Source organism: Deltaproteobacteria bacterium HGW-Deltaproteobacteria-2, from assembly GCA_002840505.1.
Classification (GTDB): Bacteria; Desulfobacterota; Syntrophia; order Syntrophales; family Smithellaceae; genus Smithella.
In genome coordinates, this window is the sequence record PHBC01000003.1 from 570,307 (window position 1) to 592,972 (window position 22,666).

At 42.7% G+C, this 22,666-nt stretch carries 20 protein-coding genes; 3 read left to right on the forward strand and 17 right to left on the reverse strand.

All coding sequences use genetic code 11. The features are described from left to right. Window positions 1–768 (forward strand): 5'/3'-nucleotidase SurE, encoded by a 768-nt coding sequence (locus tag CVU62_09690; protein PKN38069.1) that lies wholly within the window; start codon window positions 1–3, stop codon window positions 766–768. A 25-nt stretch (window positions 769–793) separates the two neighbouring features. Here the strand turns inward: CVU62_09690 and CVU62_09695 are convergent, their stop codons facing one another. Continuing rightward, the gene (locus CVU62_09695) at window positions 794–1,648 is read right to left on the reverse strand and encodes a hypothetical protein (GenBank protein ID PKN37978.1); all 855 of its coding nucleotides are present in this window, start codon (window positions 1,646–1,648) and stop codon (window positions 794–796) included. 28 nt (window positions 1,649–1,676) lie between these two features. After that, a complete protein-coding gene (locus tag CVU62_09700) occupies window positions 1,677–2,348 on the reverse strand; it encodes a hypothetical protein (GenBank protein PKN37979.1) in 672 nt (223 codons plus the stop codon). Between the two features lie 347 nt (window positions 2,349–2,695). On the opposite strand from CVU62_09700, the gene CVU62_09705 reads away from it, so the two are divergent. Next, complete coding sequence (locus CVU62_09705) at window positions 2,696–3,889, forward strand: hypothetical protein (protein PKN37980.1); 1,194 nt, start codon at window positions 2,696–2,698, stop codon at window positions 3,887–3,889. 4 nt (window positions 3,890–3,893) lie between these two features. Here the strand turns inward: CVU62_09705 and CVU62_09710 are convergent, their stop codons facing one another. From CVU62_09710 to CVU62_09730, 5 genes are all read right to left on the reverse strand, one after another. Next, a complete protein-coding gene (locus tag CVU62_09710) occupies window positions 3,894–4,244 on the reverse strand; it encodes a molybdopterin converting factor (protein PKN37981.1) in 351 nt (116 codons plus the stop codon). A 212-nt stretch (window positions 4,245–4,456) separates the two neighbouring features. Further along, window positions 4,457–6,640, reverse strand: coding sequence for a hypothetical protein (locus CVU62_09715; GenBank protein ID PKN37982.1), 2,184 nt, complete (start codon window positions 6,638–6,640; stop codon window positions 4,457–4,459). Window positions 6,641–6,778: 138 nt separating this feature from the next. After that, window positions 6,779–7,642, reverse strand: coding sequence for a hypothetical protein (locus tag CVU62_09720; GenBank protein ID PKN37983.1), 864 nt, complete (start codon window positions 7,640–7,642; stop codon window positions 6,779–6,781). Then, a complete protein-coding gene (locus tag CVU62_09725) occupies window positions 7,602–9,479 on the reverse strand; it encodes a potassium transporter (protein ID PKN37984.1) in 1,878 nt (625 codons plus the stop codon). Before CVU62_09725 ends, CVU62_09720 begins: the two co-directional genes overlap by 41 nt. Continuing rightward, window positions 9,476–10,087 (reverse strand): NAD(P)H oxidoreductase, encoded by a 612-nt coding sequence (locus tag CVU62_09730; protein PKN37985.1) that lies wholly within the window; start codon window positions 10,085–10,087, stop codon window positions 9,476–9,478. The genes CVU62_09725 and CVU62_09730 overlap by 4 nt, the downstream gene beginning before the upstream one ends. 369 nt (window positions 10,088–10,456) lie before the next feature. On the opposite strand from CVU62_09730, the gene CVU62_09735 reads away from it, so the two are divergent. Further along, complete coding sequence (locus tag CVU62_09735) at window positions 10,457–11,236, forward strand: hypothetical protein (GenBank protein ID PKN37986.1); 780 nt, start codon at window positions 10,457–10,459, stop codon at window positions 11,234–11,236. Between the two features lie 79 nt (window positions 11,237–11,315). Here the strand turns inward: CVU62_09735 and CVU62_09740 are convergent, their stop codons facing one another. From CVU62_09740 to cobA, 10 genes are all read right to left on the reverse strand, one after another. Beyond that, window positions 11,316–12,092, reverse strand: a complete 777-nt coding sequence (locus CVU62_09740) for a hypothetical protein (GenBank protein PKN37987.1) — start codon at window positions 12,090–12,092, stop codon at window positions 11,316–11,318. Between the two features lie 339 nt (window positions 12,093–12,431). Further along, entirely contained in the window at window positions 12,432–12,659 is a 228-nt protein-coding gene (locus CVU62_09745; protein PKN37988.1) for a hypothetical protein, read from the reverse strand. Between the two features lie 103 nt (window positions 12,660–12,762). After that, window positions 12,763–13,308, reverse strand: coding sequence for a hypothetical protein (locus CVU62_09750; GenBank protein ID PKN37989.1), 546 nt, complete (start codon window positions 13,306–13,308; stop codon window positions 12,763–12,765). 513 nt (window positions 13,309–13,821) lie between these two features. Then, window positions 13,822–16,479: a DNA polymerase I gene (locus CVU62_09755; protein ID PKN37990.1), complete on the reverse strand. Its 2,658-nt coding sequence runs from the start codon at window positions 16,477–16,479 to the stop codon at window positions 13,822–13,824. A gap of 101 nt (window positions 16,480–16,580) precedes the next feature. Next, entirely contained in the window at window positions 16,581–17,027 is a 447-nt protein-coding gene (locus CVU62_09760) for an Lrp/AsnC family transcriptional regulator (protein ID PKN37991.1), read from the reverse strand. A gap of 41 nt (window positions 17,028–17,068) precedes the next feature. After that, window positions 17,069–17,359: an endonuclease gene (locus CVU62_09765; protein ID PKN37992.1), complete on the reverse strand. Its 291-nt coding sequence runs from the start codon at window positions 17,357–17,359 to the stop codon at window positions 17,069–17,071. A 77-nt stretch (window positions 17,360–17,436) separates the two neighbouring features. Continuing rightward, window positions 17,437–18,873 (reverse strand): heme b synthase, encoded by a 1,437-nt coding sequence (gene ahbD / locus CVU62_09770; protein ID PKN37993.1) that lies wholly within the window; start codon window positions 18,871–18,873, stop codon window positions 17,437–17,439. A gap of 55 nt (window positions 18,874–18,928) precedes the next feature. Further along, entirely contained in the window at window positions 18,929–19,903 is a 975-nt protein-coding gene (locus tag CVU62_09775; protein PKN37994.1) for a porphobilinogen synthase, read from the reverse strand. Between the two features lie 5 nt (window positions 19,904–19,908). Next, window positions 19,909–21,093, reverse strand: a complete 1,185-nt coding sequence (ahbC, locus tag CVU62_09780) for a 12,18-didecarboxysiroheme deacetylase (protein ID PKN37995.1) — start codon at window positions 21,091–21,093, stop codon at window positions 19,909–19,911. Then, entirely contained in the window at window positions 21,090–22,643 is a 1,554-nt protein-coding gene (gene cobA / locus CVU62_09785) for a uroporphyrinogen-III C-methyltransferase (GenBank protein PKN37996.1), read from the reverse strand. The genes ahbC and cobA overlap by 4 nt, the downstream gene beginning before the upstream one ends. Window positions 22,644–22,666: the final 23 nt, after the last annotated feature.

Consider the following 22,666-nt stretch of genomic DNA (forward strand, 5'->3'; position numbering starts at 1 on the left):
ATACGATTTTTACTTACCAACGATGATGGAATTTACGCCAAAGGATTGAGTGCTCTTTACGCCGAGCTTTCCAAAGAAGCGGATTGCCTGATTGTTGCGCCGGAGACAGAACAAAGCGCAGTGGGACATGCCATTACAATTTCTCGTCCCCTGATGGTGCGCCGCGCTACCAAAAATGATAAATTTCTAGGATACGCAGTCTGCGGCACACCGGCAGACTGTGTAAAAATAGGAATCACGGAATTATCTGATGAACCGATTGATTTGGTTGTCTCCGGAATCAACAGAGGGGGCAACGCCGGCATTAATGTTCTCTATTCTGGAACAGTCTCCGCCGCAACCGAAGGGGCAATTTTGGGATTTCCCTCTATGGCTGTTTCTCTGGACACTCACAAAGAAGCCGATTTTACTTATGCCGCAAAATTTGCCCGTAAGATGACCCGATTAATACTGAGTAATCCTCAAAAACTCAAAGGAAGTGCAATTAATGTCAATATTCCGTGTCTTCCTCCTGAAAAAATCAAAGGCGTCGTTGTTGTCCGGCAAGCTCAAAGCAATATTGTCGAAACTTTTGAAAAACGCACAGATCCGCGAGAAAATATTTACTACTGGTTTGCCAGCGAATCTCAATCCGCCCGCAAGCAGAAAGATACTGATGTCGGCGCGCTGGCTGCAGGCTTCATAACAATCACACCAATTCATTACGATCTGACCAGACATGATTTGCTCGACACTCTCAAAGACGCCATAAAGCAAGGCAATTTATAATTGAATCATTTTGAATTATTTTCCGTTAACGGATGAGAAAAACGGGAATCGGGCTTTTGCGGATAACGTGAGATGTGGTGCTGCCCAGGAAAAATTCGCGCAGGCGATTGTGGCCGTAGGCTCCCATAACCATTAATTCCACCGATCCTTCGCGGATGAACTTGATTATTTCATCGGGTTCCTTGCCGGAGAGGATTATTGTTTCGCAATCGGCTATCGGGGGTTCATCCGGATCTTTTTGATTTGCTTCCTCGACCTGAGCAATTAAAGCTGCCGCTTTTTTGGAATCCGGCGTGATAATGATAACTGTCAACGGCCAGGCGTTTTGTTGGGATAATTTCAGGGAAAGATCAAGTGCCTTGGTAGCGGAGGCGCTCCCGTCGAAGGCAAGAGCCATGCTTTCAATTTCTATAAAATGCTCAGGTGTGACCAGAACTGGTTTGCCCGAATTGCGCGTAACGGCTTCGGCAACCGATCCAAGAAGTCCGCCCTCCTTCAGGTGAAAGTTTTCCCCTTTTTTCGCCATCAGAATCAAATCCGCGTTTTGAGCTTCTTCGATTATTACCGAACTGATTTTGCCGATTACTTTTTTTACTTCGGCTTTTATTCCATTCTTCTGACAGCGCTCCTGAAATTCTTTCAGGATAAAGTCGGCTTTTTCATCTAAAGATTTTTCAATGGCTTCGAAGAACCCTTCATAAGGCGGCATTCCGACTGAACCGGAAATATCGGTGAGCATCGGCCCCTGGATCAGGTTAACATCAATAACATAGAGACCGGTCAGGGAGGCTTCCAGTTTACGGGCAATATAAATTCCGTATTTAAGAGCTGTAAGACTGTTGACGGAACCATCGGTGGGGATGAGAATTTTTTTTATCATGGTAACTCCTTTTAAAAAAGAGACATGATTATTTTTGTTTTTCGTCGAAATGCTTCAAATCCTGGAGTAAACCAGCAACTTCATGTTCTTCCCAGATACGGGAAGAGCCGTTTTCTTCATTATCTGAATCCTGATTTCCGGCGCTGATTTCAGTAAAAACAAGAAACTCTCCTTTAAAATTCCCGTTTTTATAAGTAGCCTTTTCTTTTATCTGGCCGCTTCTGAAATAAGCAAAATATTCGCCTTCCCTTTTATCATTTTTAAAAAATCCCTTTTCCTTAATCTGCCCGTTCTTATAGTAGCAAATATAGTCACCTTCAAATTTATCGTTCTTGAAATTCTCTTCTTCTTTTAATTGTCCATTTTTATAAAAAATCTGATATTTGCCGTTGAGCCTGCCATGTTTGTAATATTCCCGTTCCCTGATATTCCCGTTTTGATAATAAGAAGTATATTCGCCTTCCATTCGGCCATTAATATAATTTACCTTCTCTCTTATCAGGCCGTCGTTATAATAAGTCGCTGCGGGGCCATTCTTTCTGCCGTGAACAAAATTAATCTGTGCCAGTATTTGACCATTTTTATAATAAGAAGTGTATTCACCTTCCAGCTTACCATTCTTGATAAATTTTTTTTCTCTTATAGATCCATCGGAGAAAAACAATTTTTGTTCTTCGGCAGTTGTATTTGTTTTAGCCATAAAAATATCATCTCTTTTAAAGCTTTTAACTTTATTTAATCATTTTAAACTCGGAAGGATAATCCTTGGTTGATAAATTTCCCTATTAAAAGATATACTATTTTAAAAGATTAAGACATTGCTTTTTTTAAACAATCATTTATGATAATGCAACTAAAATTAATGAGACTCGACAGAAACGAATCCCGACGAGTCGGGATAATTCGCTCTAAGATTTTTACCCTTTTGGTAAAAATCAAGGCTCATTAATAAATTTAGTTTAATTTTTTTAGAAAAAAAGATATTACAATCTTCTGATCGGATATATTATAAAACAGTTGGAAGTTTATAATAAAGAGTTATAATTAATGTTCAATCCTAATTTAGACACAACAAGCGTAGCTATTATCGGTCCGGGCCGTTTAGGCACATCTTTTGCGTACAAATTCGGCCGGGACAACAAACGTGTGGCCATTTATTACCACGATCCGGAAGTATGCAAGGCAATAAACAGTGACCATCTAAATCCTCTGCATCTGACCGAAGATCTTGCTAATCGTCTGGGCGGGATGGATAACGTTCCCCGTCTTTCCAACAAAGTGTATGCAACAAACGACCTGGAACACATTGTCGAAAACAATGATTTTATCATTCTGGCCATAACCATGAATCGCCTGCCGGAATTCCTTAATTATCTCAAGCCGATGATTGACAAAAAAGCGGGTGACACATGCCTTGTTTCGCCGATCAAAGGTTTGATTTCCGACGAAATATCCAAAAAGCTGATAACGCCTTCGCAACTAATCAACAATAATTTGTATAATTTAAAACACAAATATCAGATAGCCTGCATTGGCGGACCGTTTTTTGACATTGATATAGCATTGGGAAACCCCGTTTGTTTAACAGTCGCCGGCAAGAGACGCATTGCTAATCTCATCAGAGAAGATTTGTTTAAATTCAACCGCAACGAAATCAATTCATATTATAATTTTGACATTGTCGGCGTGGAAGCCTGCGGCGCTTTAAAAAACATTGTGGCAAATATTAAAGGGCTGGCGGATTCGCTTAAGATGGGAGACTCGATTCCGGGAACTATATTTGCCCGTTCCGGTGTAGAAATTCGTTCGTTATCCCGTCTTTTAGGAGGAGGATTTCAGGCATTCCACAGCCAGGCAGGAGTCGGCGATTTGTATGTGACTGTTTCATCTCTGGCCAGTAAAAATTATCGCTACGGTAAATATTTCTATGAGCTCTATACAGGCAATCCTATCGAAACCAACTTGCGTGTGCTGGAAAAAATTGATGGGACTCCCGAAGGTCCCAATACAGTCAGAAACGTTTATAAATATTTAGAAAAGAAAAACATGTACAGCCCTCTTTTTTCCTGCGCCTACCGGATATTTAACGAACCTGGTAACAAAGACACCATTAAAGAAATGATCATTCAAGCCTGCCAGAATGATAAAAGAACTAAAGAATATATCAGCCAGGCGTCCAGAATTATGTACCGTATTTTCCCCAATTACTGGTACCGTCGTGATAAAGGGTTTTTCGACTAGAAAATCATTTTAATTCTTCTTCGCTGACTATTTCCGTTTTAATCATCGTGATGAGTTCCTGAAAGACTGGCAAAACATCCTTGCGAAAACGACCGGCCACACAAACATTCATAATGTCGTCGCCTATTTTAAGATGGCCTTCATTAATCCATGCCTTGATTTCGACAATGCCGTCTCTTTTTTTAAATTCATCAACAACGGTTTTGAGCTTTGCCTTATCGTAGGAAAGATTCATCGCCTGAACCTTCCCGCCGTTTTTCGCTGTCGCCCTCACTATCCCATTATGCAAAAGAATCATACCGAGCATATCCGGCGGAGATTCTTTTTTTATTTCCTTTATCCACTTATCAATCATATAAATACTCCTTGATCATAATATGGCTATTTACAAATCAAAACATTTGCAAACCTGCATTAAGCTAACAGTCATGTCATACCGGCCATAGATGACCATTAGGTTACGAAGACCGGCGGTGTGCCACTGAGGGTATATCCAGTATTATCAAGCTTCCTGGATTCCCGCCTTCGCGGGAATGACGAATAGAGTAATTTTGCAAAGATTTCAAATCAGTTGCCGGATGACACTTTTTCTAAAAACATCAAAACCATTGCATTAACTTCATCCGCTCCCTCTCCCCGCAATATTCCATGGTGTTTGGCATAAACTCTGAGAAGCTGTTTGTCCTTTGTGCCAAGCTTTTCAAAAATTTCCAGTCCGCTCACCGGATTCACTACCGGATCATCTGAACCTTGTATGATAAGAGCAGGGCCCTTTACATTTTTAAGTTGATCTTCGACTTGCTTCATCAGTTTTTCCAGTTCGTTGCTTCCGCTCACCGGGTTGCGCACATAGTTTATATCAGGATTTTCCGGCGCATTGTCCACGAATTCCATTTTAACCTTATTCACATGAATTTTTGAAAGCAACTTATTCCATAAGTTAACAACAGGTGCAAATTTGGAGGCAATGCTCTTCAGTTTGAGAGGAGCATTTATAGCTATAACTCCGGCAAATTTGCCCGGCTTATTGGCCGCCTGCAGCAGAGCAATTCCGCCACCCATGGAAAATCCACAGATGGAGAAAGTCTTAACGCTGTTTTTCATGATAATGTAAGCACGACTTGCGGAATTGTACCATTTTTGCCAGCTACGGATGGCAAGATCTTCTGGCGCTGTACCATGTCCACGCAACCGGACACCGTAAACATTATATCCGTTCTTATAAAGATAATCCGCCAACGGTCTGATTTCTTCCGGCGCCGCCAGATATCCATGAACCAGAATAACTCCCTTTCTGCTAAAAAACCTCTTCAGGAAAAAAGTCTCCCCAATATTCCTGGGCTTACTCTCATCTTTTATGTAATACTTCTGATAATCCTGTTCAAATAGATCCTTGTCCAGTCTGATAAAATGATTTCTTATCTTCCACCGGACAAAGAAAGCAGGGAGAAACATAAGTCTATCCATAGCTCTTGTTAAATCACGAAGAGGCTCTATTTCGTTTCTGAGAACTTCAATGATATTATCTCTCCTGATGGTATGAAAATCAGATCTTCTGCCGAATCGTTCGCTATTTTTAGTGATTATTCCATTTTCCAATTTAATGTAGTTGCTGGATACGCTTTCTCTTATAAAATTTTCATATTTTTCATGATAATCATCATTAAGAAGATAAAGCTGTTTTTTATAAAGAGAGGTGTGACAATTGGATACACCGATTTTACGCAAATATTCGATGGCAAGAAAAACACGATTTTTGAAGTCGTCTTCACTGAAACTGTTTTTCCAATATTTTGTCAAAATATAAGAAAACAGATGATCATGATTAACAGTCGTCATACCGTATATGGCATTCATATAATCATATCTCATGCTGACGCATAATTTTTTGAAAGGTACGAATTTTTTAAACTCCTCCGGATTCAGGTAAGGATTATTATCCGCCAGCATCTTACTCATCCCGGAACTTGCAGCTATATATTTTTTTACCGGCATCGGTTTCCCGAAGTTAATATCAATATCCACCTTGCCCAGTATCATGGGACCTTCAACTTCCAGTTCCTCCTGAAAACGCGTCGAAATATTATTAATAAACCGATTGGCAAGCTTGCTTACAGCGTTTTCCTGTGCGCGGACAGGATAATAGGTGATGTTCACTGGCACAATATAAGTTTCTTTATTTATAATTTTGTCTACATCTGCAGGATCGAACCCGAAGTGCTCCGCGATACGGGCGATGGATGAACTATCGCCGCGGGAACGGAAGTTTCGCAATTTTTCACGTATAAATTCGGTTCGCAAAGCGATTTGCGCTGCTCCGGAGTGAGGCGGCCTTCTTATACCTGCGTTGTAAACTATATGTTTGCCTTTCTCGATGATCTTCTTATCCTTTATTATCTGGCCTTCCGGAAAAATAATGACCGGGTGGCTGTCGGTGAAAAGTGCGTTGATAAAAATTTTATCCCTGTTTGGATTAACGGTGGAAATTGCGCCTACCTTATCCATAAAAGTGCTCATTTCACCGCTAAAAAAGGAATGGTGCGCCAGAGAAATGGGATATTTTTTAATACTCTTTTTGATTATATATGGCATTAAGATTGTTTCTAAACGCGTAAAGTGATTGATGACATAGAGTACGGGCTGATCAGGCACGTTCTGGGTTCCGTGCAGGCGTATGTCCGTCCCCGATACCTTAATTAAGGTAGCAAGAGCGACTTCAATTGTTTTAATCAAAGAGACTGATATATTCATTATTCCTGGCTTTCGCTTTTCTGCATTTGTTGTTGAAACTCCAATTCCGAAAGCGTAGCGTAGCGGAATTGGTAAGTTGAATCCCGACGCTATCGGGACACAGCGGAGGGTTTAATACTCCGCGGCTTGCTTTTGGGTTTATACCCGTGATTTTATATCTGCCGCCACTCTCTTCAATATATCCGGGTTGTTGGTAAAAATCCCGCTGACACCCATATTAATAAATCGTTTCATATTCCTCGCGTCATTGACGGTGTAAATATTGACAGGAATATTATTTAATTCAATGTCTGCGAGCCACTTTTTTTTAAAATAAGAGCCGGAACAATTAAAGGCGTCGGCTCCCAGTGACTCCATTATATCCGAAGGCAATTTAGAACCATAGTGTTTTTTTTCAAACAACACCGCTACTGCCGCGGTGTTGTCTATTTGTTTTAAGTGCATAATCGCACGTGGATCAAAACTGGAAAACACCACATGCCCATTCATGCCGCTTTGTTCAACAATCTTCAGACATTTTTCCTCAATGCCGCCGAAGAATTTTTTACTTACTGCTTCCGTTTTGATTTCAATATTTACCGCGATTTTATTTTTGCAAAAATCCAAAACTTCAGCCAGCGTAGGTATTATTGTGTTTATAAAATCTTTATCGAACCAACTGCCCGCGTCCAGTTTTTTCAACGACGCAAGTGTATAATCGGCAATCCTGCCCCGTCCATCAGTGCAGCGACTTATTTTTTCATCGTGAAAGACAACAACTTCTTTGTCCGAGGTAAGCTGAACATCCAGCTCAACCATATCCGCTCCCATTTCAATCGCGCCTTCAAACGAAGGAAGTGTGTTTTCAGGATAATAAGCCGAGGCTCCGCGATGAGCGATAATGGTAAAATTATCGCCATCTTGGTAGTTATACTTAAATAGATGATATGGTTTGCCCATAGTTTTTTTCAGACGTCCTTTTTCAATTATTCCCGTTATCTGATTTCTCTTCAAACGAATCACTGTCCCAGGCGTGATCGTTGATATTCGGATTCACTTCCCTGTCTTTATTCAGCATTTGTTCCTGTATCTGAATTTGTTCGCGCGTAGTGAAAATATAATCGCTCTGATCATGACGATGGCGGGCAAGCTCTCGCAGCGCAGCTTCATCATATTTGATAAAATTTTGGCTGGCGCGAACAGCGCTGTATTTGCGAAAACCAAGTTTAGTCAAAACATCAACACCCAGCCGCAAGGATGTATCCAGCGATTCTCTGTAAACATCATTTATTCCCATGTCAAGCAATTCATATGCATCCAGACGGCTTTTGGCGCGCACCATAACAGTCAGATTGGGAAATATTTTTTTTGTTTTTTCCACCAGATCGAAATTAATCTCCGGCGAATCAATGGCGGCAATAAGAATCCGGGCTTCACCTGCGCCGGCTGATTTCAGAATATCGACACGGGTAGCATCTCCATAGAATACCTTGAAACCCATTTTTCGCAGTAGATCAACTCTATCAGAATCATTATCCAAAATAGTAGCCCTGATGCCGCTGGCTCGCAGAAACCTGCCCAGCGTGCTGCCGAAATGGCCAAACCCGGCAATAATAACAGGATTGCTCTCATCAATCGTATCAGCTTCCTTTTCTTCCTTTTCCTTAGTGCCGAAATAAGGAAGAATAAATCGTTCATTAACCAAAAGCAATAAAGGTGTCACCGTCATGGTAATCGCCGTTACGCCCATCATCATGTCAGTCCATCGGGCGGATAAAATATTGAGTTGATGAATAAAAGAAAAAAGAACAAAGGCAAATTCTCCCACCTGTGCCAGTCCTAAAGTAAACAATAAATTTTGATCAAAGCTAAGCCGGATTAACGATCCGCCGGCAAACAGCACCGCTGCCTTGATTACAATGATTGAAGAAACCAAAGCGATTATCGTCCAGGGATTGCTGACAATCAAACTGAAGTTGATGGAAGCACCGACGGCAATAAAAAACAACCCAAGCAAAATACCTTTAAAAGGTTCAATGTCGCTTTCCAGTTCATGCCGGAATTCACTGTTGGCCAGAACTACACCGGCCAGAAATGTGCCCAGTGCAGGGCTTAAGCCTACCAGCATCATTATACAGGCAGTACCGATAATAATAAAAAGAGATGCCGCCGTAAATAACTCTCGTAAATGAATACGGGCAATAAAACGCAGGAAAGGAACAATCACAAAACGGCCGCAAAGAATAACCAATCCGACTGCACCCAGAAGTGTCAGTGTCTGCGCCCAGCCGGACATATTGGAAAGTATAGTGGCATGTTCATTGGTTTGCGAATGCGAACCTGACAATGCCAGAAGAGGCAAGAGCGCCAGAATGGGAATAACGGAAATATCCTGAAAAAGCAACACAGCGAAAGAACTCTTCCCCGACTCCGTTTTTGTTAATCCCTTTTCTCTGAGAGTTTGCATGACTATAGCTGTTGAAGACATAGATATTGCCAAACCGCTCGCCAGTGAGGCCTGCCAGGTGAATCCGAAGAAAAATAAAAGCGCGAATATTAATATTGTCGTTGCGCATAATTGCAGCGAACCCGTCCCCAAAATCAAATTACGCATCCGCCAGAAATGCGATGGCTCCAACTCCAATCCGATGAGAAAAAGCATCATCACGACGCCGAATTCGGCGAAATGCATAATGTCTTTCCCTTCCTGACCGACAAAGCCCAAAAAGAATGGACCGATGATTATACCGCCCAATAGATAACCGAGCACCGAACCCATACCCAGTTTTTTAGCTATCGGAACAAAGACTATAGCAGCAGCCAGATATATCAGAGCATCTCTCATAAAAGTGCTGATCATGGTTTTTGCTCTCCCGTCTCCTTTACTAAACAGTCATTCAGGAATTCTACTTTTTTGAGCGTCTCAATATCGAAATTACCTTTGACTAGCTTCTCTAAAAGCGTGTGATACATTTTTACATGAAATTGGAGCGCTTCCGCAGTCAGCAAATGCGTCCCCTGAACGGCAAAAGGCGGCAGATAAATCATTTTACAAAGAGTCGCTGTCTGTTCAAATGGAACGAGAAACTCCCTGATTGTAAAACGATTAAAGGCATTAGCTGCGTATACTTCCCGGGTACCACCGGAAGTTATAACATTGAAGATAATTTTATTATTGAGATTGTCACCGCCCCGGCCATGCGCCCATCCGTGCTCCAGCACCAGATCAATCCACTGCTTGAGCAGAGCCGGAGAGCTATACATGTAGAAAGGGTGATGCCAGATAATAATCTGATGAGTCAGCAGAAGCTCTTTTTCACGATCGGCATCTATATTGAAATCAGGATATTGTTCATACAAATCGTTTAAAGTAACACCGTCGATGCTATCGATATCTTTTAGCAGCGCGCGATTAGTTTTGGATTTTTCAAAACGCGGATGGGCGAAAAGAATAAGAATTTTATTCATTAACAATCACCTTTGCGTAATTGAAGCTTGTTATTATAGGCAAGTTTTTAGCATATTTACTAATTATTTCCAAAGGCATATTTTAGACAACTGTTTAAGTTATTATCATGAAGGATAGGAGTTGGGGATATAATAGGTCAACACTTCGCTGCTAAGAATTAAATATTTTTGCTGAATTTTCAGAATTGCTTTAATAACCTTTTTACCTGTCCTTTTGATAACATTTTATTCGAGACATTTCTAACCTTGACATTTAAGCGCAATACGCTTAATTTTAGCGCGTTTTGATTTTTTACGCTAATTACAAGTAGGTATGTATGCTGTATTCCAAATCACGCTGTTCTCAACAACAATAAAAGGAGAGTCCCTATGGAAAATTTGATATTCACAAAAGAAAACAAGATTGGAATCCTGACTTTTAACAGACCGGAGTCAAAAAATTCACTCGATGCCCGGGCGTACGATGAACTTTTCGAACTCATACCTCAGATAGACAAGGACGAGGATATCAACGTACTCATCATTACAGGAGCGGGAGACTCGTTTTGTGCCGGGATCAATCTGAGCTTTGCAGCCTCTTTGAAAGACGCCAGCCCGGCATGGATGCGATGGTTTATCAAAAAAGTCCAGGTCACTTTCTCATTTGAAAAAATGAGACAACCCGTAATATCGGCGGTCAGGGGACACGCTGTCGGTAACGGCTGTGATATAGCTGTTGCCAGCGATTTTATCATTGCTTCGGAAACCGCTAAATTCGCAATGGCCTACACCACTTTAGGATTGGTGCCGGATGCGGGTGGAACCTACAGGCTTACAAAACTTATCGGTCCGTCAAAGGCCAAAGAACTCATTCTCACCGGCGAGAGAATCGATGCTAAAAGAGCTTATGAGATAGGAATGGTCACCAAGGTTGTGCCGGATGATAAGTTAATGGACGAGGCCATGGTTTTGGCAACCAAACTCGCTAAAAGGGCTCCTCTGGCTCTTTCCATGTCCAAGGCAGCCATCGACAATGCTTTGAGCGGTAATTTTTGCATAAACCAGGATCTGGAGCTATATATGCAGGGAGTCTGTATCCCCAGCCATGATGCAACGGAAGCGGTTATCTCGTTTTTGGAAAAAAGAGACGGTAATTTCACCGGAAAGTAAAAGGTTAGAATCACTTTTACTGGAGACATATTCTTAGAAGTTTGCGCTTTTACGTTAAAGCAAAATCTGGTTTGCTGTTTTAAGCAATCCAGAAGAGGCTTATTACGCCCGCCAGATAAAAAGAAAGTCCGATGATGAAATGATTCTTTTTTAAACGCTCAAGAAACAACGAGAGTGCTGCTCCCAAACCACAGGCAGACAGGTAAGGAATGAAAATCTGTATCGTTGTAAAGTGAAGCAAATCATCGGGAAGATAATAGAACAGGTAAGTACTATACAGTAATATTGAAAATATATTAGTCAGGATTTCAAGCGCCATTGCATCGAGCGCATACAAATAAGTTTTTGCCGCGCCATTGTTGATATTAACCAGCCTGGGATTTGTTTCAATGGCGCTGTTCATGCAATAAACAAAAAAGCCGTATAGCGGCCACATAAACATGCCTACGCCGGAAGTATATCCCTGATGGATCGGCCAGACTTTATAAAGCCAGCCAGGTTCCCCCATAAATTTTACAAAAACAGTGTCAAGAATAATTTCAAACCACATGGCGCCGAAAAAAGTGCATCCCATATAAAGCACCAGTTTCGGAAAGTGGATGGGTAATATTTTTTTTGCCACGAAACTGCAAAAAAGATAGAGCAGTGGCAAAAAGAATAAAACAAAAACAATTATATATTCAGGCCAGTATTGGGAATCAAGACTCGTGATTTTAATGCCGGCCTTCTCAATTAAAAGCCACCAGGAAAAATGCGTAACAACCCAAAAAATTATATAACATGCTATAAAAAACAAAAGCGCCCGCATCAAATAAGCAGGATTTAAAACCTTTTTTAATGAATTGTTATTCTGCATGATGATGATTTCTACCACATGTTGACCTAGAGTTCAGCTATTTTCGATTATTTCTTATGATATAGGACAACAAAAGAGAAATCATCAAAGATAAAAAGACCAGAAAACAGGTTTTTGCATCGGGTAAAAAAGCAGCAATGCCTTCAAATATTTTAGGCGTTAAATTAAGTTCCGGTTAATTATCTCTTTCAATCACTTGGTTTCAGTAGTAGGCAGTTGTTAGAATTGAGGATTACTGATTGAAAGATATTAACTACACTATCTTCTTTGATTTATAGTGATGATGGTCTTTATCCGTCCACTTTTTTTTAAAAAAGTCATCTGCCGTGGTGATTATCTTTATGGTTTTCTGCCATAGAGCCTAATTGAGGTATTAGAGAGAAGATATACATCGTAAATTTCCTGACCGTACTCCTTTAAAATTACATAATCATTAGACACGTCCTCAATTCTGTATAATTCACTTTTTTGCTCCCCTATAACAATCTGACACCAACAATGATCTTCTTTGGAAATAACTTCGCATTGACTCCCAATATGTTTTCCTAAAATTTCTTTGTATGTCATATTCTCTTCTCCTTTAATTAAAGGTCTTCTGTTTTAGATCTATGGACGTAGAATAGCAGTTAATTAATATACTTGGGAATTTCAACCACTGACCTACGTCAAACTATTCCATACAAGAAATTTTTTGGAATGTTGATATCTCTCTTATAGGGATTTTTTTCTTTAACAATTCTTCAGGAGGCTTGTCTTTTAAACAAAAAGCTTGTTCCAAATAAATATAGACCGGGGACATTTTTGAATTGAATATTTTTGATTCCATCAACATTTCATTAAATATTTCACAAATGCCCGAATCTTCTTTAATAAACCCTTTTATCTCTGGAATGGGAATTGTATCCTCTTTAGAACTGTTCACTATTTCAATATAACCGATGTAGTTTTTATATTCTTCTGTTAAACTCCGTGCTGCATTTAAAATAAAACTAATATTTTCAAATCCTGAAACTGAGATAACCCCTCTATAAGAAATTTGACCTGCTGTGCGTGACCGAAATGATGTTGAGTTATGTTTCCCAAAAAACGTTGTTGATTTATGTTTTTCCAAAATAGAAAAACTAATTGGCAAAAGAGAATTTATAAATTTATGAAACTCTTTCAACATTTCAGGTGACCATGTTGTCGGAAGTTTTTGGGGATCATTTGGGGACATGATTTTAATCCTTTCCTTTAATTTATAATTTACCTATAAAGTTACCTTTTCATTTTCCCAAAATAAAAATCCACTTCCTCTATTCAAGAAAGTGGGGCCTATGTTTTTCCCGTATCGTTCATCTAATACACTCACTCCATTTGAGAGTTTTATGAGTAACAGACTACTAAATAATTTTTTAAATTGTGTTCTATAAATAACCTTTAATTATAAATATTTCAATGAAATATTTATACCACATGTTAATCTAGAGTTCAGCCACTTTTTGATTATTTACGAAAGGCAACATAATAAAAAACGAAAAAGCTAGAAAACGGGCTTGGAAATGGGGCGGGAAAACAACAACGCTGTTCAAAAGCGCTGAGGTGCTAAGCGCGCATCGTTAATTTTCAAGGCTTTTCAAAAATGTCCAGATGCAAGGCTCCCGACCCCTGAGGAGTGAGACGTATTTTGTGCATACGTCGCAATCCCGATTTTATCGGGACAGATGGGCCTTTTTCAGCAGTCCTGCGCTTAGTGAGCTTCGTCCCAATTCTTCCCAAATGCAATCTCAACTTTGAGCGGTACCTTCAGTTTAATAACTTCTTCCATTTCTTTTTTAACAAGCGCCATGACTTCTTCTTTTTCCGCAATCGGCGCTTCGACAACTAATTCATCATGTACCTGCATAATTAGACGGGCGGAAAGCTTTTTCTTCAAAAATAACCCCGCAATATTCACCATCGCCACTTTAATCAGATCGGCGGCGCTGCCCTGAATGGGGGTATTGATCGCCATGCGTTCGGCAAACTGGCGCACGGAAGGAATCTTGTTTTTCAGTTCCGGCAAGTAACGGCGGCGATTGAGTAGTGTGCAGACAAAACCGTCCCGGCGCGCCCCTTCCAAAATGCCATCCAAATAGATGCGTACTTTTTTATAGCGTTGAAAATATCCTTCAATATATTCCTGCGCGATTTTCATGGAAACGCCCAGTTCTTTAGCCAGACCGAAGGCGCTCATTCCGTAAAGAATGCCGAAGTTGATGACTTTGGCCTGGCGGCGCATATCGGCATTAACCATCTGCGGAAAAACTCCGAAAACATCCGATGCCGTGCGTGTGTGAATATCCTCGTCAGAGGCAAAGGCATCAATGAGCGCTTTGTCTTCCGATAAATGCGCCAGCACCCTAAGCTCTATTTGTGAATAGTCGGCGGAAATCAAGAAACAATCCGGATCGGCGATGAAAGCCTGACGGATTCTTTTGCCTTCCAGCGTCCGGATAGGAATGTTCTGCAAGTTGGGATTACTGCTCGAGAGTCTGCCAGTTGCCGTTACTGTCTGGTTATATGATGTATGAATTCTGCCGGTATTGGGATTGATCAAAGCGGGCAGAGCGTCCACGTAAGTCGACTTGAGCTTGGTCAGTGAGCGGTAAGCCAGAATCTCCGCAGGAAGTTCATGACTGCGGGCAAGATCAGTAAGCACATCCACATCCGTGGAATAACCATCTTTTGTTTTTTTCCCAGATGGTAATTTTAATTTTTCAAATAAAATATTCTGCAACTGTTTGGGCGAATTGATATTGAATTTTTCACCGGCGAGGCGGTGAATCTTTTCTTCGGATATAGAGAGCAATTGCGCAAGATCCGCCGACATCTGCTGCAGAAGAGAAGTATCCAGCAACACGCCTTTCTTCTCCATTTCAGAAAGAACGTGCAGCAGCGGCATCTCTACTTTGCTGTAGAGCTCAATGGCATCTATCTTCTTTAACTGCGCGGTTACCACTGGAGCAAGTTCATGAATGGCATCGGCACGCTGTCCTGCGTAGGCAGTCATTTTATCGAGAGGAACTAAAGCCATCGGGTAAGTTTTACCTTTGCCTCCGGCAACATCGTTGGGCTCGGGAATTCGCTCATGTAGATATTCCCAGACAACTTCGTCGAGATTATAGGAATTTTTAGCCGGATTAAGCAGATAAGCAGCCAGCAGCAAATCTTCGCCTGAGTGAACTTCAAAACCATCCAGAGAAACAAGCGTTGCTTTCAAATCATAAACATATTTTTTTATTCCGTGACTGCTCAGGACAGGAGCAAGAGCGGAGAATACTTCTTTTGCCGGCAACTGCTCTAAAATGTTTGTATGACCAATCGGAATGTAAAAAGCATCTTTGCCTTCGCTAAGAGCAATACCGATTAAATCCGTTGGAGGATTTTTTTCAAAAATTACTTCCAATGAAATTTCATGGCTTTTTTTCAAATGGGAGACAAGTTCATCAAGTGATTTTCTATCTAAGATTTGTTTGTATTCTTTGACCGGTTTTGCCTTATCCTGTTTAATTTCCTGCAGCAGTGAGGAAAATTCAAATTCACTGAAAAGCTTCGAAAGAATTTCCTTGTCCGGTTCTCTGGCTGCCGCATCCTGAATATCGAAATCGATTTCGACGTCTTTTCTGATATTGGCGAGCTGACGGCTGAGTCTTGCCTGCTCGGCGTACTGACGAAAGCTTTCGCGCAGTTTAACGTTTCTTAAATTCTCTGAATTCTTTATAACTTCTTCTACAGAGCCATATTCCTCGATCAGCCTTTGCGCCGTTTTGGGACCTATGCCGGGAACTCCCGGAATGTTGTCGGATGTATCGCCCATCAATCCCAGAATCTCCACTACCTTGTCAGGCCCGACACCGAACTTTTCTTTCACCGCCGCTGCATCATAGGTTTTATCTTTCATTGTATCGATCATGGTGACGTTTTCACCAACCAACTGCATCAAATCCTTATCACCGGAAATAATGGCTGTCCGCCAGCCTTTTTCATTCACCAGACCCGTAAGCGTTCCGATCAGATCGTCAGCTTCGATTCCCTGCTTTTCCAGGACGCAAATGGAAAATCCACGAACGACATCCTTGATAAACGGAATCTGAGGAATAAGATCGTCCGGCATTGGCTTGCGCGTCGCCTTGTAGTCTTCAAATTCTCCGTGACGCGTTGTCGGCCCCTTCAGATCAAATGTCACCACGATGTAGTCCGGCTTAAGATCACGCTTGAGTTTCAGCAGCATGTTGGTAAAGCCGTAAATGGCATTGGTGGGAAAACCTTTGGAATTCGTCAAAAGAGGCAGCCCATAGAAGGCGCGGTAAATATAATTGCTGCCGTCAACAAGAGCCACAAGCGGTGTTCTATTTTTTTCGGTCATAAATTAATTATTCCTATTCAGGATAGATAAATATATTTTTTATAATTCTCCTGCCGACGACTATGCCAACAAAGGTATGCAATCAAAGACGTGGCAGCAACTTATAAATCGAAGGAGGCATTTATCTTAAACGTTCTTACCGCCCGCATATCCAGAATATCCGTGACACCGGTTTTTTCTTTTACTTCTTTTAGAAATATTTCTAACTCCTTAGCATCTGCGGCGCTGAAGGTAAACCAGATGTTGTATTCGTTATCACGCCGGTAATTATGCGTGACATTTTTATCGGCATTCACAACTGCAACGAAGCTATCTATCTTTTCTTCAGGAACACGCGCAGCGCAAAGCGTGCTGACACGTCCTAGCTTCGCGCCATCAAACACAGCGCCGATCCTCCGGATGATTCCCTCTTCTTTCATCTTCAGAACGCGGCTGATTGTTTCAGCTTCACTGATGCCGCACCGCTCACCAACAATTAAAAAAGGCTGTTCCTCCAGCGGAAATTCCTTCTGCAGAATGTTTAGTATCTTTTTATCTATCTCATCCATGATTTACTCTTTTCGTCATACCGGCGAAGGCCGGTATCCAGTTATAAAATTGAATCATATAAATCATTCCAATTAGGATTATCTTTTTCAAGTAGCCTGACATTCCAAGCTCTTTTCCATTCTTTCACATTCTTTTCATGCTCAATAGCAGCATCTATATCATCATGCAGTTCATACCAGACAAGATTATGAACTTTGTATCTTCTAGTAAATCCTTCAACCAGGTCGTTCTTATGTTCCCATATTCTTTTAACCAGATCGGAAGTAACTCCCGTATAAAGAGTACCATTTTTCTTACTTGCCAAGATATATACAGCAGGTTGTTTAATCATTGATATCCTGGTTCCCGGCCTCCGCCGCGACGACGCCTGGATACCGGCCTGCGCCGGTATGACAAAAGTAATGAACTTTACTTTTTAGGTTGATACAAGCACAACGGTTCTTCTGCCAAGTAATCCCCCGTCGCCTCATACGCCCGCGCGCGACAACCGCCGCAAACCTTGATGAACTCACAGTATCCGCATTTGCCGCCGTACTTGCTGTAATCGCGCAGGTTGAGAAACACTTCCGATTTTTCCCAAATATTGGCAAAGCTCTTTTTCTTCACATTGCCGCAATCCAGTTCCAGATAACCACAGGGCTGAACCTGTCCAACGTGGGAAATAAAACAAAACGTGATGCCACCCAAACAGCCTCTGGTCGATTCGTGAAAGTGGCCGCCCGCTTTCTTCACCGGCCTTTCGCCTTTTGGTTTGTTCTGATGCATGATGCGGAAGTAATGCGGAGCGCAGGTGGCCTTGAGTTGAATTTCGCAATTTATACTTTCCTGATGAAACCACATCAGCGTCTCTTCATAATCGGCAGCTGTAATAGCCTGACCCGCAAGTTCTTTGCCACGACCTGTGGGCACTAAAAGAAAAATATGATGTGCTGCCGCACCGATATTCTTTGTTAATTCCAGAATATCTTTAATCTGATCAAGATTGGTTGATGTAATCGTAGTGTTGATTTGAAATTCCATCCCGGCATTTTTGAGCGCTTCAATTCCTGCCATCGCTCCGGCAAATGCCCCTTTCTCCTGACGAAACGCGTCATGGCTGTGCGCGTCCTTGCCGTCAATGCTGATACTGACTCTTTTAATGCCGCTCTTAATCATTTTCTGCGCAACTGCTGGTGTAACAAGCGTGCCGTTTGTTGCCATCACCATGCGCAGTCCCTTGTTTGTTCCGTAAGCGGCGATTTCAAAAATGTCCGGTCGCAAAAGAGGCTCGCCGCCGGTAAGAATAATTACGGGCGAGGATACTGCGGCAATTTCATCAATAAGCTTGAAGCACTTAGCTGTGGAAAGTTCCCCCGAATAAGGCCCGCAGCTGGCCGCAGCCCGGCAATGAGCGCAGTTTAAATTGCAGCTGCGCGTCACTTCCCACGCGATCATGCGGGGTTTGTTTGCCAAACTTTGAGAGCTATTATTTCCCCTCCCTTGAGGGGAGGGGTTAGGGGAGGGTGAAATTTTTCCCATAATTGTTTCCAAAACACCTTCATTATTTCTTAAAACATCATTATTCCAAAATCTTAATACTTTGTAACCCTCTTTGCTAAACCAGTTATCTCTTTCCTTATCCCCGCTTTTATCTTCAGCGTGTTGTCCGCCATCTAACTCGATAATCAGTTTTTGATCAAAGGAAACAAAATCAACAATATAATCACCAATGGGTTGCTGCCTTCTGAATTTCGTATTCGACAGTTGTTTTGATTTTAAATATTTCCATAATATTTTTTCTGCGTCGGTCTGGTTTGCTCTTAAATTTTTGGCTAACTGAGTAAATCTAGGTTTGATTTGTTTCAATTCAACCTCTTTTTCACCCTCTCCCTAGCCCTCTCCCCTCAAGGGAGAGGGAATTTTATTTGTTCAGCAGTTTAGCTATCTCCGGAGCGAAATAAGTGATGATGATATCAGCACCGGCGCGTTTGATAGATGTCAGTGACTCGACCATAGCTTTTTCTTCATCGATCCAGCCCAGTTGGGCAGCAGCTTTGATCATCGAATACTCTCCACTGACATTATACGCCGCTATCGGCAGATCGAATTCCTGCTTGGCGCGGCAGATGATGTCCAGATAAGCCAGCGCCGGTTTCACCATGATGATATCCGCTCCCTCACCTACATCCAGCGACATTTCTCTTATCGCTTCGTCGGCGTTGGCCGGATCCATCTGATAAGATTTTCTGTCGCCGAATTGCGGCGCACTCTCGGCGGCCTCGCGAAAAGGCCCGTAAAACGATGACGCGTATTTTGCCGCATAAGCCATTATGGGTATATTTTCAAACGCATTTTCATCAAGAGCCTCGCGGATAGCTGTCACTTGCCCATCCATCATCGCCGACGGCGCTACCATATCTGCTCCGGCTCGCGCCTGTGAAAGAGCGGTTTCTGCCAGCACTTCCAGCGTCGCGTCGTTCTGTACGTCGTCTTTTTCCAGCATGCCGCAATGACCGTGGCTGGTGTATTCACACAGGCAGACATCCGTAATCACGAGAATGTCGGGCACTTCATTTTTTATGCGTTTGACGGCTTGCTGGACAATGCCGTCCTTAGCAAAGGCTCCTGTGGCCATCTCATCTTTTTTTGCCGGAATACCAAACAGCAGGACGGCGAGAATTCCCAGTTCGTGTGCTTTTTGCGCCTCTTTAGCAATATAATCTACCGACAACTGAAATTGGCCGGGCATGGATGTAATTGGCTTTTTAACGCTCTTGCCGGGCACCGCAAACAGCGGATAGACCAGATCATCAACGCTTAGTTTTGTTTCACGTATCAAACGCCGGAAGTTTTCATTTTTTCTCAACCTGCGGGCACGATATTCCGGAAATTGCATTTTCTTTAGTCCTCCCCTTTAATTTCTTCATCTGTCAGATAACAGGCGGGATCAGGCCCCCAGAGCTCTCCTGCCGATTCCGCCCGGGCGCGGAAATTGCCGCCGCAGACATTGAGCCACAGACATCCCGCGCACCGCCCCTGGACATGTCTCTTTTTATCTTTCATTTTCATCAAAAATTCATTTTTTTCATCCGTCCAGATTTCGCTGAAAGGCCGCTGCCGGACATTTCCCAAAGATTGATTGCGCCAGAACTGATCGGGATAAACCTCGCCGTCCCAACTGACACAGCCAATACCAAGGCCTGAGCTGTTGCCCTCGTTCATCTCCAACAGTTTAAGAATTTCCTTCGCGCGCTCCGGATTTTCTTCTTTCATTTTCAGATACAGATATGGACCGTCGGCATGATTATCCACCGTTAGAATTTCTGGAGACAGGCCATCGTCGAACATCTTTTTGGTTTGGGCGGCTATCAAATCAATTAAGCGGCGGGTTTCTTCATGCGTTAAATCTTCTTCTCGCAGTTTGGAGCCGCGGCCGGTGTAAACCAGATGATAAAAACACATCCTTTCAATCTTTTCTTTTCTCAGCAGTTCGAACATATCCGGCACGTCGGCCATATTATGTTTATTGACCGTAAAACGGATACCAACCTTAATTCCCGCGTCGCGACAATTGCGGATTCCTTCGATGGCCGCGGCAAAGGCGCCCTTCTTCCCACGGAAGCGGTCGTGCGTTTTTTCCAGGCCGTCAAGACTTACTCCTACGTAAGAAAGGCCGATTTTCTGCAGTTTGGCCGCAATCTCTTTGGTGATGAGCGTGCCGTTGGTGGAAATGACCGCGCGCATTCCTTTATTCGTCGCGTACTGCGCCAGTTCCAGTAAATCTTTGCGGATCAGCGGTTCGCCGCCGGAAAAAAGAATCACCGGAGAGCCAAACGCTGCCAGATCATCAATGAGTTTTTTGCCTTCCTCTGTGGTCAGTTCGTCGGGATAATCGATATCGGCGGAATTGGAATAGCAGTGAATACATTTTAAATTACAGCGGCGGGTCATGTTCCAGACAACCACCGGTTTTTTGTCGGATGAAAATTGCAGAAGATGCGAAGGCAAATCACCCGATTTCCGGTTGTAGCGCAGGACATCGGACGGTTCCACGGCTCCGCAATATAATTTGGAAATTCCTATCATTTATTTTTACCTCGTTTCCGTGTGGCCGGTTTTTTCCCGAAGTAACCAATCAAGGCCGAAACCAGCCCTTCCATCGTATATTCTTCCTGATGAATATCAACCGATAATCCCGCCTTTTTGGCCGCCGCTGCGGTAACCGGCCCGATGCAGGCGATTTTGACACTCTTGGACAGTTTAAAACCGCCTCCCATAATTTTAACGAAATTATTCACAGTGGACGAACTGGTAAAGGTAATCACATCCACCTGATTTTCTTTGAATAATGCTTCCAGATCGCTTTTTTTCTTCCCCGAATTGACTGTTTCGTAGGCGGTGACAACATCAACCTGCGCCCCCAGTTTTTTCAGTCCTTCCGGCAAAACATCGCGCGCCTTGGCTGCGCGGGCGAGAAGAATTTTCTTCCCCTTCAGATTTTTACCGGAGAAAGATTTAAGGATTCCTTCGGAAATAAATTTTTCAGGAAGAAGATCAACTTTAATTCCTTTGTTCTGTACCTGTTGTGCTGTTGCCGGGCCGATACAGCAAATTTTGACGCCCTTGAGATCGCGGATGTCCTTCTTTTTCGCCAGCAGCCTTTCAAAGAAGAACGCAACACCGTTGGCGCTGGTGAATATCAGCCAGTCGTAATCTTCCAGTTTTTTTATCGCCGCATCCAATTCGCGCCAGTCAGGCGGGGGAACAATTTTAATTGTCGGGAAGTGAATAGGATTGGCGCCTTCCTTGATGAGAAGTTTTGCCAGATCGTCGGCCTGTTTTTCCGGCCGTGTGATGACCACACCTTTGCCGAAGAGCGGCTTGGAATCAAACCACTGCAAAGTGTCGCGCAGAGCAACTACTTCGCCGACAACAAGAATTGCCGGCGGCGCAAATTTGCACTCTTTAGCCCGCGTGGCTATATTGGCCAGCGTCCCGGTAAGAATTTCCTGCCTCGGCGTCGTGCCCCAGCGGATCAGCGCGGCAGGCGTTTTTGGTGATCGGCCATTGTCTTTTAATTCTTTCACAATCTTTTCGATATTCTTTACGCCCATCAGAAAAACAAGAGTTCCGATGCGGGACAAAGCCTGCCAGTCGATATCGCTTTTTTCTTTGGTCGGGTCTTCATGTCCGGTGACAAAAGCGACCGTGGAAGTTAATCCTCTGTGCGTGAGCGGAATGCCGGCATAAGCGGGAACGGCAATTGCTGAAGTGACACCGGGAACGATTTCAAAAGATATTTTGTTTGCGGCAAGTTTTTCCGCTTCTTCCCCGCCGCGGCCGAAAATAAAAGGATCTCCACCTTTTAAACGGGCAACGATGTTTCCGGCCTTGGCTTCTTTTACCAGCAGGTCGTTGATCTGCCATTGCGACAACGTATGAGCGCCGCCCTGCTTCCCCGCGTAAATGAAGCGGACATCACTATGGGCGTATTTTAACAAATCCTTGCCGACCAGATAATCGTAGACAACGACATCTGCTTCACGCAGGCAGTCAATCGCTTTGAGCGTAATCAGCCCCGCATCGCCCGGCCCGGCACCAATGATATAAACTTTTCCTGTTTTATTTTTTTTCATAATTTTTAGTTTTTGTCATTCCC

What these genes read in the sequence shown, in the direction of transcription:
- CVU62_09695 (PKN37978.1), bottom strand. Translation starts at nt 1,648, where the DNA reads ATGATAAAAAAAATTCTCATCCCCACCGATGGTTCCGTCAACAGTCTT.
- CVU62_09700 (PKN37979.1), bottom strand. Translation starts at nt 2,348, where the DNA reads ATGGCTAAAACAAATACAACTGCCGAAGAACAAAAATTGTTTTTCTCC.
- CVU62_09705 (PKN37980.1), top strand. Translation starts at nt 2,696, where the DNA reads ATGTTCAATCCTAATTTAGACACAACAAGCGTAGCTATTATCGGTCCG.
- CVU62_09710 (PKN37981.1), bottom strand. Translation starts at nt 4,244, where the DNA reads ATGATTGATAAGTGGATAAAGGAAATAAAAAAAGAATCTCCGCCGGAT.
- CVU62_09715 (PKN37982.1), bottom strand. Translation starts at nt 6,640, where the DNA reads ATGAATATATCAGTCTCTTTGATTAAAACAATTGAAGTCGCTCTTGCT.
- CVU62_09725 (PKN37984.1), bottom strand. Translation starts at nt 9,479, where the DNA reads ATGATCAGCACTTTTATGAGAGATGCTCTGATATATCTGGCTGCTGCT.
- CVU62_09730 (PKN37985.1), bottom strand. Translation starts at nt 10,087, where the DNA reads ATGAATAAAATTCTTATTCTTTTCGCCCATCCGCGTTTTGAAAAATCC.
- CVU62_09735 (PKN37986.1), top strand. Translation starts at nt 10,457, where the DNA reads ATGGAAAATTTGATATTCACAAAAGAAAACAAGATTGGAATCCTGACT.
- CVU62_09740 (PKN37987.1), bottom strand. Translation starts at nt 12,092, where the DNA reads ATGCAGAATAACAATTCATTAAAAAAGGTTTTAAATCCTGCTTATTTG.
- CVU62_09745 (PKN37988.1), bottom strand. Translation starts at nt 12,659, where the DNA reads ATGACATACAAAGAAATTTTAGGAAAACATATTGGGAGTCAATGCGAA.
- CVU62_09750 (PKN37989.1), bottom strand. Translation starts at nt 13,308, where the DNA reads ATGTCCCCAAATGATCCCCAAAAACTTCCGACAACATGGTCACCTGAA.
- CVU62_09755 (PKN37990.1), bottom strand. Translation starts at nt 16,479, where the DNA reads ATGACCGAAAAAAATAGAACACCGCTTGTGGCTCTTGTTGACGGCAGC.
- CVU62_09760 (PKN37991.1), bottom strand. Translation starts at nt 17,027, where the DNA reads ATGGATGAGATAGATAAAAAGATACTAAACATTCTGCAGAAGGAATTT.
- CVU62_09765 (PKN37992.1), bottom strand. Translation starts at nt 17,359, where the DNA reads ATGATTAAACAACCTGCTGTATATATCTTGGCAAGTAAGAAAAATGGT.
- CVU62_09775 (PKN37994.1), bottom strand. Translation starts at nt 19,903, where the DNA reads ATGCAATTTCCGGAATATCGTGCCCGCAGGTTGAGAAAAAATGAAAAC.
- ahbC (PKN37995.1), bottom strand. Translation starts at nt 21,093, where the DNA reads ATGATAGGAATTTCCAAATTATATTGCGGAGCCGTGGAACCGTCCGAT.
- cobA (PKN37996.1), bottom strand. Translation starts at nt 22,643, where the DNA reads ATGAAAAAAAATAAAACAGGAAAAGTTTATATCATTGGTGCCGGGCCG.